Raw genomic sequence first — 14,287 nt, 5'->3', positions numbered from 1 at the left:
GCGTTATCCAACCTGATACTTCGCCACTGCCGCCTCGTTCCAATCCAGCCCAAGGCCGGGCCCTCTTGCCGTGACCGTGCCGTCGACGATCTTGGCCGGGTGAGCGAGAATCACGCTGGCAAAATCGAGGAATTCGAGCCAGTGCGCGGTTGGTGTCACCGCCAGCATATGGGCGCTGGCCTCCGCAAACAGATGGCTCGACATCGGAATATTGGCGGCTTCCGCTTGGGCTGCGACCTGCAGCCAGCCGGTGACGCCGCCGCACTTCATCAGGTCGGGCATGATGAAATCGCTGGCGCCGGCTTCGATCGCTTCCGCGAAGCCGCGCGGGAACCACCAGTTCTCGCCGGCCTGAATCGGTGTCGGTGAAGTGTCGCGCACCTTGGCGTGTCCCGACAGGTTTTCCTGCGGCACCGGTTCTTCGATCCAGTGCAGATCGTAGGGTTCGAGGCGGGCGATACGGCGCGCCGCTTCGGCCGGATCGAGTGACTGGTTGAAGTCGATCATCAGCGCGACGTCAGGGCCGAGGAGGGCGCGCACGCCCTTGACCATCCGCTCGTCATTGGCGGCATCGCCGTCGCCGACCTTGATCTTGATGCCGCGAAAACCCTGTTCGAGCGAGCGGCGCAGCGCCCTCTCGTCGGCAACGGGATCGACGACGCCATAGCTGTCGTAGGCCCTGATCGGTTTTGCCGATCCGCCGAGCAGTTCGGCCACTGGCCGACCTGAGATCTGCCCAAGTGCGTCCCAATAGGCCATGTCGAGGCCGGACACCGCCATGCCGACGAGGCCCTGCCAGCCGAGCAGGCGGAATTTGGCGTCCATCGCCGCCATCAAGTCGTAAGGCGCGATCGGCTTGCCGATCAGCTCTCGCCCAATTTCTTCGATCAGATGCACCAGCGGCTTCAGTGTCAGCCTGGCGTAGGCAAAAATGTAGGAGTGGCCGGTAATGCCCTGATCGGTTTCGACATCGATCAGGACCAGCGGGGCCACATCGAACACGCCGAAGGCGTTCTTCACAGGACGCGCGAGCGGCACCACGAGGGCTCGCGCCTTGACGCTGCGGATCGCCGGAACCGGTTTGCTCATGGCTTGCTCCTCACTCGACAACGTACCACCGCACCAGCCGCGGCGCCGCCCAGTCGGTCGCCACGGATTCGATCAGGTAGCGCCCGGCATGTTCGGCCAAAAAGGCGATGCGCTGGGTCTGGCCGGGCTCGATCGCCAGCGTATCCAGCCAGAATGGCTTCCAGCCATCGTCGAGCCGGTCCAGCAGCCGGAAATGATGACCGTGGAGGTGGAAGACGGTGGCGATGGCGGCGCGGTTGGTGAGGGCCAGCACCGCCACGCGGCCGGCCTTGGTGCGGAAGGCGGGCGGGGCGGTGGCGATGAATTTGGCCGGCGCCACCCAGTCGCCCGATGGTCCGCCGAGGGGCAGATCGACTCGTGTGGCGTTCTTGAGGTCGAGCCGTTCGGGGAGGCCGTTGGAGGGCAGTGGCGGGGCCGGGGGCAGCGGAGCCGTGCGGATCGGCGGTTCGCTGGCGACGCGAATCTTGCCGATCGGGCGGGCTTCCTTGCCATCGTGCAGCAGGATCGGGGTTTCGGTGCTGGCCACCGCGGTGACGTCGATAAACGCATCGATCCGGCCGCCCGGCGCCAGCACCACCGCGCCATTTCGGGCCTGGAACGGCTCGGATGGTTGGCCGTCGACGGCCATCACGCGGACCTCGAGCCCCTCCAGTTTGAGTGCAATAACAGAGCGTTGACAGCCGCAGATGATGCGAAGCCTGATCCGTTCGTTGATCCGGACTGAGAGATCGAGCGAAGTCCGGCCGTTAATCGTATGGACTGGCACGGTGTCTCCGGGATCGGTCCCCGGTGCCATCGCGGTTCCATCCAGTCTTACCCGCCAGTCCTCAATCAGGAGAACCTCGTCGCGGTCGACAGCGACAGGCTCGGTTTCCCGGACGATCAATGGCCGTGGCCGTGATGGTTGAGCCTGACCATCGCCAAGCAGCCCGGATTCGCAGAGGAAGGTCCCGGCGTGGCGCAGCAGCAGTTGCGCAGCGTCCTTGCCGCCGGCTGCGAGCTGCGGCCGGCCCGTCAGCGGTTCGGTTGCCGAGGCGCCATCGATCCCTCGCCAGTTGAGGATGGCGGGCACCGGCAGCCCATTGCCAAAGTCGATTGCGAGGGTATCGCCGCGCTTGAAGGTGAGTTCAGGCCCTTGCAGCGACCAGATTGGTGTGACCGCGCTTCCCGAGCGGAGTGCCAGGCTGTCGGGCTTGGCCTGCAATGCCAGGGAGGGCCGGCCTTGGGGATTACCTTGTTGGGCCCGGCCTGCCACGGGCCATATCGGGACCAGCGCGGCCGCCCCCAAACCAGCCATCAGTTCACGTCGATCCAGCGGGAATTCGGGGCTTGCCATCGGACCAATGCGGACCATTTTTTGTTGTGCCTGTCCTAGCTGTGACGCCTTGCCCCGGTGCTGTCAAAAAGGGCCATTTTTTTGCTGCGGAGGTGTAGGCTCATGTTATAAGCCCGCCGCCCGCGGCATCGCGGCCGGGTATGGATGCTTTTCACGCGGGCGTGGCGGAACTGGTAGACGCGCTGGATTTAGGTTCCAGTGACGAAAGTTGTGGGGGTTCGAGTCCCTCCGCCCGCACCAAGCGCTCTATCCAAGCGTTTGCATGACGAATACTGGAGGGCCTGCTTCCCCATCGGGGGAGCCAAGGTCCGCCGAACCACCGGCGCAGGCTGCAAGGCCAAGCCTCGAACATTTGACACTGCCGGGCCTGTCTGGCCCGGCGCAAGCGGAAGAAGATTGACACCATGCAGGTCACCGAAACCCTCGCCGAGGGATTGAAGCACGAGTTCAAGGTCAGCGTTCCCGCATCGGATCTCGATGCCAAGGCGGGCGCCAAGCTGGTCGACCTCAAGGACAAGGTGAAGCTCAACGGCTTCCGCCCCGGCAAGGTGCCGGTGAGCCACCTGAAGAAGGTGTACGGCCGCTCTGTCATGGCCGAGACCATCGACCAGACCATCCGCGACACCAACACGCAGATCTTCACCGATCGCGGTTTCCGCCTCGCGACCGAGCCGAAGATCACCATGCCGACCGAGCAGAACGAGGTCGAGGAGCTGCTCGCCGGCAAGACCGACCTGACCTACACGGTTGCGATCGAGGTGGTGCCGACGATCCAACTCGCCGATTTCAAGACCTTCTCGGTGGAGAAGCCCGTGGTCGAAGTGACCGAAGCCGAGGTCGATGAGGCCATCAAGCGCATCGCCGACCAGAACCGTCCCTATGCCGCGAAGGCCGAGGGCGCCAAGGCCGAAACCGGCGATCGCGTCACCATCAGCTTCAAGGGCAGCATCAACGGCGAACTGTTCGACGGCGGCACCGGCGAGGGAATTCCGGTGGTGATCGGCGCCGGACAATTCATTCCGGGTTTTGAGGAACAGCTCGTCGGTATGGGAACAGGGGAGACCCGCACCCTGAAAGTGTCGTTCCCGAAGAATTACGCGAGCGAGAAGCTCGCCGGCCAGCCGGCCGAGTTCGAGACCACCGCAACCCTGATCGAAGCCCCGGGTGAAACCAAGGTCGACGACGAGTTTGCCAAAACGCTCGGCCTGGAATCGATCGACAAGCTGAAGGAGGCCGCACGCGAGCGTCTGGTCGCCGAGTTTGCAGGGGCCACGCGCCAGCGCGTCAAGCGCGCGCTGCTCGACCGTCTGGACGACAGCCACAAATTCGAGGCGCCGCCGTCGCTGATCGAGGAAGAATTCAACCTGATGTGGAACTCGATCAAGGCCGAGATGGAATCCTCAGGCAAAACCTTTGCAGACGAGGACACCACCGAAGAGGCCGCGAAGGAAGAGTACAAGAAGATTGCCGACCGCCGCGTCCGGCTCGGCCTCGTACTGTCGGAAATCGGCGAGAAGAACAAGATCACCGTGACCGATGACGAAGTCGGCCGCGCGGTGATCGAGCGTGCGCGTTCGATGCCGGGCCGCGAGAAGGAAGTCTGGGACTACTATCGCAGCAATGCCAATGCGCTGGCCCAGCTTCGTGCGCCGATTTATGAAGACAAGGTGGTCGATTTCATCCTCGAACTCGCCAACGTGACCGAGAAGAAAGTCTCGCGCGAGGACCTGTTCAAGGACGAAGACGAGAAGAGCGCAGCCTGACCGGGTTGGTCAGGCTGATGTTAATGATGAACGGCGAAAGCGGCGTGATGGCAGCATCCGTCGCTATGAGATCGCCTGCGAATCAGCTTGAACTCGTCTCATTCGGCTCGCCATTGCCCGGCCTTGTCGCCGGGAAATTGGCTCATATCTGTGAGCGGCTCGCTACCCGCGAGTTCTGAGCCGAAGTCCTGCATCACGGGACGTTCGTCCGTGCGCGGCAATCATGCCTGCCTTGCCGATGGATGTTCGCCCCCGCTGTTCTCTACCTAACCCTCTACTAACCCTTGGGTGACTAATGCGCGATCCCGTTGAAGCCTACATGAACCTCGTGCCCATGGTGGTCGAGCAGACCAACCGCGGCGAACGCGCCTACGACATTTTCTCGCGGCTCCTGAAAGAGCGCATCATCTTCGTGACCGGTCCGGTCGAAGATGGCATGTCGACGCTGACAGTCGCGCAGCTCCTGTTCCTCGAGGCGGAAAATCCCAAGAAGGAAATCTCGATGTACATCAACTCGCCGGGCGGCGTGGTGACATCGGGGCTTGCGATCTACGACACGATGCAATTCATTCGTCCGCCGGTGTCGACGCTGTGCACCGGACAGGCCGCCTCGATGGGCTCGCTGCTGCTCGCGGCCGGCGCAAAGGACATGCGTTTCTCGCTGCCCAATTCGCGCATCATGGTGCATCAGCCTTCGGGCGGCTTCCAGGGGCAGGCCACCGACATCATGCTGCATGCGCAGGAGATCCTGAATCTCAAGAAGCGCCTCAACGAAATCTATGTGAAGCACACCGGCCAGACCTACAAGGCGATCGAGGACGCGCTCGAGCGCGACAAATTCCTGACCGCCGATATGGCCCGCGATTTCGGCATCGTCGACAAGGTGATCGACAAGCGTCCCGAAGAGGCGGCGGTAACGAAAATCCCGTAAGGACACGGATTGGCGTCTTTCGCGTTGACCTTAACGGCTGGTTGCGCTGAAACGGGAAAATATGGCCGCTGGCGGCCTGTCCATGCCCCCGCATGGACAGAAAGTTCCGGTTTCGTGCCGGCTTTGCTGCGTGGCAAACGCGCAACGCTCGCTCGATTTCGTCAACTTCTCCCCGTGCCAACGCCGCAAATCACGGTATTGTCACGGGTAGCCAATCCGCGCCCGATTAGCGAATTCTTGATAGTCGGGTGTCAGCATGGTTGGCTGTGATGGTTGGGCTAAGATCGCGGGGGATTCGAGAAACCGTGATTCGCACGGTGCGTATTTGAGTTAGGGTCTTTTCTGGTACGGAATTTGCTCTATCTACCTTCAGGTCCGGCGAAGTGCCGGAATGGGTCGATCGGGTAACGGATCGAACGGCGGACGGAGACAAGAATGAGTAAGGTTGGCACGAGCGACTCCAAGAACACGCTGTATTGCTCGTTCTGTGGAAAGAGCCAGCACGAAGTCCGCAAACTCATCGCGGGTCCAACCGTATTCATCTGCGACGAGTGCGTCGAACTCTGCATGGACATCATCCGTGAGGAGAACAAGTCTTCGCTGGTGAAGTCGCGCGACGGCATCCCGACGCCGAAGGAAATCTGCAAGGTGCTGGACGATTACGTGATCGGCCAGAGCCATGCCAAGAAGGTGCTCTCGGTTGCGGTCCACAACCACTACAAGCGCCTCAATCACCAGACCAAGCACAACGACGTCGAACTCGCGAAGTCGAACATCCTGCTGATCGGTCCGACCGGCTCGGGCAAGACGCTGCTGGCGCAGACGCTGGCTCGGATTCTCGACGTGCCGTTCACGATGGCGGATGCGACCACGCTGACCGAAGCCGGCTACGTCGGCGAGGACGTCGAGAACATCATCCTGAAGCTGTTGCAGTCGGCCGACTACAATGTCGAGCGCGCGCAGCGCGGCATCGTCTATATCGACGAAATCGACAAGATCAGCCGCAAGTCCGACAATCCGTCGATCACCCGCGATGTGTCGGGTGAGGGCGTGCAGCAGGCGCTGTTGAAGATCATGGAAGGCACGGTCGCCTCCGTGCCGCCGCAGGGCGGCCGCAAGCACCCGCAGCAGGAGTTCCTGCAGGTCGACACGACGAATATCCTGTTCATCTGCGGCGGCGCCTTCTCTGGCCTTGAGAAGATCATCTCCGCGCGCGGACGCTCGACCTCGATCGGTTTCGCCGCCCAGGTTCTGGCGCCCGAAGATCGCCGCACCGGTGAAATCTTCCGCCATGTAGAGCCGGAAGACCTCCTGAAGTACGGCCTGATCCCGGAATTCGTCGGCCGTCTGCCCGTGGTCGCGACGCTGGAAGATCTCGACGAGGCCTCGCTGAAGAAGATCCTGACCGATCCGAAGAACGCGCTGGTGAAACAATACCAGCGGCTGTTCGAAATGGAGAACATCGAACTCACTTTCGCCGACGAGGCGCTTGGCGCGGTCGCCCGCAAGGCGATCGAGCGCAAGACCGGCGCGCGCGGACTGCGTTCGATCCTCGAAAGCATCCTGCTCGAGACCATGTTCGATCTGCCGGGCCTGGAAGGCGTCGAAGAGGTCGTGATCTCGCGCGAAGTGGTCGAGGGAACTGCCCGTCCGCTCTACATCTACGCGGACCGTTCCGACCGGGCCGTCGAGAGCAGCGCCAGCGCCTGATCGCGCTCGCGTCACCACGCTGGGTTACCTCCAAATAGCGCGGCTGCCGGATTCCGGCGGCCGTTGTTGCGTCAGCGTTTTGCGCGCGTTTAGCCCCAATTAGTGGGCATTTTTCCGTGACTTGACACCCCCATACCCGATAGCCACCTAATGCCAATGGTGGCGGAAATCACGTTCGAGATTCGTCGCAAAATCATCCGGTGAGAGGCGGCAGCGAAGGCGGCCGAGTGACCCGGAACTCCCGGCACCTTGTGGCGGTTGCGCTAAACGAAGCGGACTGCGTGCAAGGGGGCAAAACAAAAGGAATAGGCCATGACCACCCCAAAAACTCGGCCAACCATCGTTCTCGGCGAAAGCCATTCGTATCCGGTGCTGCCGCTCCGCGACATCGTCGTTTTTCCGCACATGATCGTGCCGCTGTTCGTCGGCCGCGAGAAATCGATCCGCGCCCTCGAAGAGGTGATGAAGAACGACGCGCTGATTCTGCTCGCGACGCAGAAGAACGCGTCCGACGATGATCCAAGCCCGGATTCGATCTATGAGGTCGGTACGCTCGCCAGCGTGCTGCAGCTGCTGAAGCTTCCCGACGGCACCGTGAAGGTGCTGGTCGAAGGGCTCGAGCGCGCGCGCGTGCAGAAATATTCCGACCGCAGCGAATATTACGAGGCGACTGCGGTTGCGCTTGCCGACACCGACGCCAATTCGGTTGAAGCCGAAGCGCTGGCGCGCTCGGTCGTGTCCGACTTCGAAAGCTATGTGAAGCTGAACAAGAAGATCTCCGCCGAAGTCGTCGGCGTGGTTCAGGCGATCACTGATTTTGCCAAGCTGAGCGATCAGGTCGCGCAGCATCTCGCCGTCAAGATCGCCGATCGCCAGGGCATCCTGGAGACGTTGTCCGTCACGCAGCGCCTGGAGAAGGTGCTGGGCCTGATGGAGAGCGAAATCTCGGTGCTGCAGGTCGAGAAGCGCATCCGCTCGCGCGTCAAGCGCCAGATGGAGAAGACCCAGCGCGAGTATTACCTGAACGAGCAGATGAAGGCGATCCAGAAGGAGCTCGGCGACGACGAAGGTCGCGATGAGCTCGCCGATCTGGAAGAGAAGATTGCCAAGACCAAGCTTTCCAAGGAAGCGCGGGAGAAGGCGCAGCACGAGCTGAAGAAGCTGCGCCAGATGTCGCCGATGTCCGCGGAAGCAACCGTCGTGCGCAACTATCTCGACTGGCTGCTGTCGATTCCGTGGAACAAGAAGTCCAAGGTCAAGAAGGATCTGGAGGCCGCGCAAGCGGTGCTGGACGCCGACCATTACGGGCTTGAGAAGGTCAAGGACCGCATCGTCGAGTATCTCGCCGTGCAGTCGCGCGCCAACAAGCTGACTGGACCGATCCTGTGCCTGGTCGGACCTCCCGGCGTCGGCAAGACCTCGCTCGGCAAGTCGATCGCGAAGGCGACGGGCCGCGAGTTCGTGCGCGTGTCGCTCGGCGGCGTGCGCGATGAAGCCGAGATCCGCGGTCACCGCCGCACCTATATCGGCTCGATGCCCGGCAAGGTCATCCAGTCGATGCGCAAGGCGAAGACCTCGAATCCGCTGTTCCTGCTGGACGAGATCGACAAGATGGGCGCCGATTTCCGCGGCGATCCGTCGTCGGCGCTGCTTGAGGTGCTGGACCCCGAGCAAAATGCGACCTTCAACGACCACTATCTGGAGGTCGACTACGATCTGTCGAACGTCATGTTCATCACGACCGCGAATACGCTGAATATTCCCGGCCCCCTGATGGACCGCATGGAGATCATCCGGATCGCCGGCTACACCGAGAACGAGAAGGTCGAGATCGCGCGCAAGCACCTGATCCCGAACGCCATCTCCAAGCATGGCCTCGATTCCAAGGAATGGTCGATCGACGACGATGCCTTGTTGCTGATGATCCGCCGCTACACCCGCGAAGCGGGCGTGCGTAATCTGGAGCGTGAGCTCTCCACACTTGCCCGCAAGGCGGTGAAGGAGCTGATGATCTCCAAGAAGAAGTCGGTCAAGGTCACCGAGAAAACGCTCGAAGACTTCCTCGGCGTGCCGAAGTACCGCTTCGGCGAGATCGAAAGCGAGCCACAGGTCGGTATCGTCACCGGACTTGCCTGGACCGATGTCGGCGGCGAGTTGCTGACCATCGAAGGCGTCATGATGCCCGGCAAGGGCAAGATGACGGTCACGGGCAATCTGCGCGACGTGATGAAGGAGTCGATCTCGGCGGCGGCGTCTTACGTCCGCTCGCGGGCGATCAACTACGGCATCGAGCCGCCGCTGTTCGACCGGCGCGACATCCATGTCCACGTACCTGAAGGGGCGACCCCGAAGGACGGACCGTCGGCGGGTGTGGCGATGGCCACCGCGATCATCTCGGTCATGACGGGCATCCCGGTTCGCCACGATGTCGCGATGACCGGTGAGATCACGCTGCGCGGTCGCGTGCTGCCGATCGGCGGTCTGAAGGAGAAGCTGTTGGCGGCTGCCCGCGGCGGCATCAAGACGGTGCTGATCCCCGAGGACAACGCCAAGGATCTCACGGAGATTTCCGATGCGATCAAGGGCGGCATGGAGATCATCCCCGTGGCCCGGCTCGACGACGTCGTCGCCAAGGCGCTGGTTCGCACGCCGGTGCCGATCGTCTGGGAAGAGGACACCAAGGTGCCGGTCAAGCCCGATGGCGCCGACGAAGCGGCCGGTGGCCTCACGGCCCACTGAGCCAGTTTGTTGCGAAACGATAAAACGGCGCCTTCGGGCGCCGTTTTTGTTTTGCGCGGGTCGAAACTTCGATTTGGCAAGCGGAGTTGGAAGGGGATGGAAATCGACGGGCAATGCCATTGCGGGCGGGTGACCTATCGGGCCGACATCGATCCCGCGAAAGTATCGATCTGTCACTGCACCGATTGCCAGAACCTGACGGGCTCACCGTACCGGGTCACGGTGATCTGCTCCGAAGCCCAGGTCCGCATGACGGGCGCGCCGGCGAAGATTTACGCGAAGACCGGCAACAACGGCCGCACGCGTTTCCAGCATTTTTGCGAGGGTTGTGGTTCCCCGCTGTTCACCAGCGGCGACGGCGGGCCGGACGACTGGGGCATCCGCTGGGGCAGCATCCGCCAGCGTGGAGAACTCAAGCCGGCGCGGCAAATCTGGTGCCGCTCCGCCGCGCCATGGATCAACGATATCAGGGATTTGCCGGGACGGCCGGGCGACTGATGCGACCGGACGCCCGAGCTATCCAACCCTTGCATCAAAGGGGGCCGCAGGGCTAAACAGGCGGCTCAAGGGCGGCTAGCTCAGCTGGTTAGAGCATCTCGTTTACACCGAGAGGGTCGGCGGTTCGAATCCGTCGCCGCCTACCAGCCTTCGCGCTGACGCGCTACGGCTCGGCAAGCCAGCCTTGGCATCAGCGCGAAGGCTGTCGCGCCGAAGCTCGAAGAGCGAAGGCGGACTGATCGAAAGTTTCCGCACACATGGACGCCCCCCAAGGCCACGAACAAAACGCCGACCAGGTCGCCTACTGGAATGGACCGGCCGGGCAACGCTGGGCCGCGCGGCAGGCGGAGCAGGATGTCGTGCTCGGGCCGGTCGCCGACCTTGTGATCGACCGGGCGAAGCTGAAGCCGGGCGAGCGCGTCATCGATATCGGCTGCGGCAGCGGCGCTACGACGATCGCGTTCGCGCGCGAGGTCGCGCCGTCAGGCCATGTGCTCGGCGTCGACGTATCCGGCCCGATGCTGGAGCGGGCGCGGCAGAGCGCGCCGAGGGACCTTTCGATCGATTTCGTTCTGGCGGACGCGACCGTCTATCCGTTCGAGCCTGCCAGTTTCGATGTGCTGGCCTCGCGCTTCGGCGTGATGTTCTTCGCCGATCCCGCGCTGTCGTTCGCCAACATGCGCAAGGCGCTGAAGCCGTCCGGCCGTCTTGCGTTCGCGTGCTGGCGCGAGCCGCGCGAAAATCCGTTCTTCATGGCGCCGCTGCAGGCCGCCTACAAGCACGTGCCAAAGCTGCCGCAGCAGGGGCCGGAAGATCCCGGGCCGTTCGCGTTTGCCTCGGAGGCGCGCGTGCGCCGCATCCTCGATGCGGCCGGCTTTACCGGCGTCGAGATGGAGGCGTGTCCGCTGCTGCTGGATTCCGCGATCGGCCGCGGTCTCGATGGCGCGGTGCAGGGCGCGCTCGAAATCGGGCCGGTGAGTAGGGCGCTGGAGGGCCAACCGGAAGAACTCCGGAAGGCTGCCGCCAATTCGATCCGCGAAGCGCTGACGCCGTTCGCAAAAGGGGATGCGGTGCTGCTGCCGGCGTCGGTCTGGATCGTCACGGCAAGGGCTTCGTAATTCAAGCGGGCGCGCCGTCGCACCACACCGTCATTGCCAGCGAAGCGACGCAATTGAACGCCGGATCGCCACCGCCACGCCACCAAATCGCCTAACGACTCAACGAACAGTTGAAATAGGCTGGCGGCGATGCGCATGGGTGCAGTAATGATGCGCTTGTCCAATCTATATCTAACTCCGGCCCAGACTGGGCTGATTTTGGTCGCGGTGCTTCTGCTTGGCGCGATGCTCGTTCAAGTCGTCACTGTGTCCGAACACCGCGAGCTGCGCACGCACACCGCTCCTGAGAACGGTGGTCGAGTCACCCCGGACATTAGTGTTGCAGACCTGCGTGGGTCGCTGCCGTAAGATAACTTGCTGGACGGCAACGTGCGTCCACCCTGCAACGGGCGCGAGGAACGTTATTTGATCGTCGCCTGCACGGTAATTACCGACGTGCCGGAAGCCGTCGGCCCCTGACCCGTCGCTTTGATGGCAAAGCTATCGCTACCCTTGTATCTAGCCTTCGCCTTGTATTCGTACGTCGTTATGTTGAGCTTTTTCAACTTGCCGTGCGCCGGCTTTTTTAAGATGTCCGAGCTGGTCACCGTGCCGCGCATCGTGATTGGGAACTGGCAACTTTGCCCGGACGTGACGCTGATGTCGCCGGTCGAGTTCTCGCCCCAATCCGCTAATTCCACTAATTTTGGACAGTCAGAAGCGGCTAGCGCTGGAGACGCGGACATTGAGCCTGTGGCTCCAACGATAAGCGCCAAAGCGGCGACCTTGGACAACCGCATAGCCGACTCCCTCATTTTCAAAAACGTGGCGTACCTGGCTTATAACCACGTCGCCATCGCTCCCTTGCGCAAAACGCTTGGCGTTTGTCGCAGGCATCGGCGGGATGGAGCGTCGCCGAACTCGCTACGCCCTTTCTTCCCAGATCATGGCCAGGTGCACGATGGTCTCCGCCGCCTTTTCCATGTCCTGGCGGCTGACCCATTCCAGCCGCGAGTGGAACGCGTGTTCGCCCGCGAAGATGTTGGGGCAGGGCAGGCCCATGAACGACAGTCGTGAGCCGTCGGTGCCGCCGCGGATCGAGCTGCGCACCGGTGTCAGGCCTGCGCGACGGATCGCCTCGATGGCGTAGTCGACGGTTTCGGGGTGGCGGTCGATGACCTGCTTCATGTTGCGGTATTGCGCCTTGACGTCCATCCGGTACGTCGAGCGCGGATAATCCTTCATCACCTCTTTAACGATGCCTTCGAGCACGGCTTCCTTTTGCTGCAGCCCCTCGTCGGTGAAGTCGCGCACGATGAAGCCGATGGTGGCTTTCTCAAGTGCGCCGGAAATGCCGATCGGATGCAAAAAACCTTCCTTGCCCTCAGTGGTCTCCGGCGAGCAGGTGTCCCTGGGCAGGCGGTCGACGATGGCGGCCGCGATCTTGATCGCGTGCTCCATCTTGCCTTTTGCAAAGCCGGGGTGGGTCGAGACACCCTCGATGGTGATGATGGCGCCGTCGGCCGAAAAGGTTTCGTCCTCGATATTCCCGGCGGTTTCGCCGTCCATCGTATAGGCGAAGTCGGCGCCGAGTTTCTTCAGGTCGGCCTTGTCGACGCCGCGGCCGATCTCCTCGTCGGGCGTGAACAGGATCTTGATGGTGCCGTGCCGGATGTGCGGATTTTGAATCAAAAACCGCGCCGCATCCATGATCTCGGCGAGGCCGGCCTTGTTGTCGGCGCCCAGCAGCGTGGTGCCGTCGGTAGTGATGATGTCGTGGCCGATCTGGTCGGCGAGCGCGGGGTGATCGGCGGTGCGGATCACCTGCGTGGGATCGGCCGGCAGCACGATGTCGCCGCCGCGATAATTCTTCACGACCTGCGGCTTGACGTTGGCGCCGGTGCAATCAGGAGAAGTGTCCATGTGCGAGCAGAAGCAGATCACCGGTACCTTTTTGTCGGTATTGGCCGGGATCGTCGCATAGACATAGCCGTGCTCGTCGAGATGGGCATCTGCGAGCCCGATCGCCTGCAACTCGGACGCCAGCAGGCGGCCCAGATTCTTCTGCTTCTCGGTGGAAGGGCAGGTCGGCGACGTCGGATCGGACTGGGTGTCGATCACGACATAGCGCAGGAAGCGCTCGGTGACATCGTGGGTGAAGGCGAGGGGGGAGGCCGGCATGACGATCCGAAAAGCTGGGGCAAGGGAAGCGTTCTATAACAGAAAAGCGCCATTCCGGGTCTCCTGCCGGAATGGCGCTTCTGGCCGGATCAGGAGGCGCCTCGGATCACACGGCTTCCTTGAGTTCCTTGGCCGCGCGGAAGGCGACCTTCTTGCTGGCCTTGATCGGGAGCGGCTCGCCGGTGGCGGGGTTGCGGCCCATGCGGGCGGCGCGCTTGCGGACCTGGAGGATGCCGAGCCCCACGATACGGACCCGCTCGCCCTTCTTCAGGTGTTTTGCGACCTTGCCGACCATGTCGGTCAGGATCGCCTCGGCGGCTTTCTTCGACAAATCATGTTCCTCGGCCAGCGCTGCGGCCAGATGCTTGAGTGTGATGGTGGCTGGAGTCGCTGCTTTCTTCGCCATATCTGGCCCTCCTCGTTGGTTGAATGGCTTGCAAGCGCGTTTGTGAAACCGGTCCGCGCCGGGAAAATGCCTTGCGTGGTGACTTGAAACCCCGGGGATACGATGCGACCAGAGTGGGAGGGTTTCAAGAAACCCAGACGTATCAGGCCTTAAACGATTCGGGCGATAGCTGCCTGCGCTGTTTTGCCCGGAAACAGGCCGTTATTTGCATCGGAATCGCAGAAACGCCCGCCTGACGCGGGGATTCGCAACGTCCTTGACTAAGCGGTAGCGGCCCTTTATGCCCTCGGTTCTGCGCGGATCAGAACATGATTACGGCATCCGCGGGAGTAGCTCAGTTGGTTAGAGCGCCGCCCTGTCACGGCGGAGGCCGCGGGTTCGAGTCCCGTCTCTCGCGCCATTTATCAATGTGTCCAGCCCGGAGACATAGGTAACGGGTCGTACCTAAGACATGGGTGACAACCTCGTGCCGAACGGGTTGTCGAGGGGTTGCAGGGTTTTCTGCTCCAGGTCGAAGTATCCAAGATCATAGTGCAT

At 62.4% G+C, this 14,287-nt stretch carries 11 protein-coding genes and 3 tRNA genes; 9 read left to right on the top strand and 5 right to left on the bottom strand.

The features are described 5' to 3' along the window. Window positions 1-3: 3 nt before the first annotated feature. Window positions 4-1,089, bottom strand: a complete 1,086-nt coding sequence (locus C7G61_RS07630) for an enolase C-terminal domain-like protein (protein ID WP_108513512.1) — start codon at window positions 1,087-1,089, stop codon at window positions 4-6. 10 nt (window positions 1,090-1,099) lie between these two features. Beyond that, a complete protein-coding gene (locus tag C7G61_RS07625) occupies window positions 1,100-2,425 on the bottom strand; it encodes a multicopper oxidase family protein (RefSeq protein WP_244608184.1) in 1,326 nt (441 codons plus the stop codon). A gap of 155 nt (window positions 2,426-2,580) precedes the next feature. On the opposite strand from C7G61_RS07625, the gene C7G61_RS07620 reads away from it, so the two are divergent. From C7G61_RS07620 to C7G61_RS07585, 8 genes are all read left to right on the top strand, one after another. Continuing rightward, window positions 2,581-2,665, top strand: a tRNA-Leu gene (locus C7G61_RS07620). A 164-nt stretch (window positions 2,666-2,829) separates the two neighbouring features. Then, window positions 2,830-4,188: a trigger factor gene (gene tig / locus C7G61_RS07615; RefSeq protein WP_108513510.1), complete on the top strand. Its 1,359-nt coding sequence runs from the start codon at window positions 2,830-2,832 to the stop codon at window positions 4,186-4,188. A 295-nt stretch (window positions 4,189-4,483) separates the two neighbouring features. Further along, window positions 4,484-5,119: an ATP-dependent Clp protease proteolytic subunit gene (locus tag C7G61_RS07610; RefSeq protein ID WP_108513509.1), complete on the top strand. Its 636-nt coding sequence runs from the start codon at window positions 4,484-4,486 to the stop codon at window positions 5,117-5,119. Between the two features lie 435 nt (window positions 5,120-5,554). Beyond that, window positions 5,555-6,829, top strand: coding sequence for an ATP-dependent Clp protease ATP-binding subunit ClpX (clpX, locus tag C7G61_RS07605; protein WP_027537232.1), 1,275 nt, complete (start codon window positions 5,555-5,557; stop codon window positions 6,827-6,829). Window positions 6,830-7,141: 312 nt separating this feature from the next. Continuing rightward, the gene (gene lon, locus C7G61_RS07600; protein WP_108513508.1) at window positions 7,142-9,568 is read left to right on the top strand and encodes an endopeptidase La; all 2,427 of its coding nucleotides are present in this window, start codon (window positions 7,142-7,144) and stop codon (window positions 9,566-9,568) included. Between the two features lie 96 nt (window positions 9,569-9,664). Continuing rightward, the gene (locus C7G61_RS07595) at window positions 9,665-10,066 is read left to right on the top strand and encodes a GFA family protein (protein ID WP_108513507.1); all 402 of its coding nucleotides are present in this window, start codon (window positions 9,665-9,667) and stop codon (window positions 10,064-10,066) included. Between the two features lie 69 nt (window positions 10,067-10,135). Continuing rightward, window positions 10,136-10,212: transfer RNA gene (locus C7G61_RS07590), tRNA-Val, on the top strand. Between the two features lie 111 nt (window positions 10,213-10,323). Next, on the top strand, window positions 10,324-11,184 hold the full coding sequence (locus C7G61_RS07585; protein WP_108513506.1) for a class I SAM-dependent methyltransferase: 861 nt from the start codon (window positions 10,324-10,326) through the stop codon (window positions 11,182-11,184). A 401-nt stretch (window positions 11,185-11,585) separates the two neighbouring features. Here the strand turns inward: C7G61_RS07585 and C7G61_RS07575 are convergent, their stop codons facing one another. From C7G61_RS07575 to C7G61_RS07565, 3 genes are all read right to left on the bottom strand, one after another. Continuing rightward, entirely contained in the window at window positions 11,586-11,963 is a 378-nt protein-coding gene (locus C7G61_RS07575; protein WP_190241719.1) for a hypothetical protein, read from the bottom strand. Window positions 11,964-12,087: 124 nt separating this feature from the next. After that, on the bottom strand, window positions 12,088-13,344 hold the full coding sequence (pepT, locus tag C7G61_RS07570; RefSeq protein ID WP_108513504.1) for a peptidase T: 1,257 nt from the start codon (window positions 13,342-13,344) through the stop codon (window positions 12,088-12,090). 106 nt (window positions 13,345-13,450) lie between these two features. Further along, the gene (locus C7G61_RS07565) at window positions 13,451-13,750 is read right to left on the bottom strand and encodes an HU family DNA-binding protein (protein ID WP_108513503.1); all 300 of its coding nucleotides are present in this window, start codon (window positions 13,748-13,750) and stop codon (window positions 13,451-13,453) included. A gap of 323 nt (window positions 13,751-14,073) precedes the next feature. Between C7G61_RS07565 and C7G61_RS07560 the strand changes: the two genes are divergently transcribed. After that, window positions 14,074-14,150, top strand: a tRNA-Asp gene (locus C7G61_RS07560). Window positions 14,151-14,287: the final 137 nt, after the last annotated feature.

Source organism: Bradyrhizobium algeriense, assembly GCF_003062295.1.
GTDB lineage: Bacteria > Pseudomonadota > Alphaproteobacteria > Rhizobiales > Xanthobacteraceae > Bradyrhizobium > Bradyrhizobium algeriense.
Note: the sequence above shows the minus strand (reverse complement) of the source record. Positions and strands in the feature narration are given on the sequence as shown.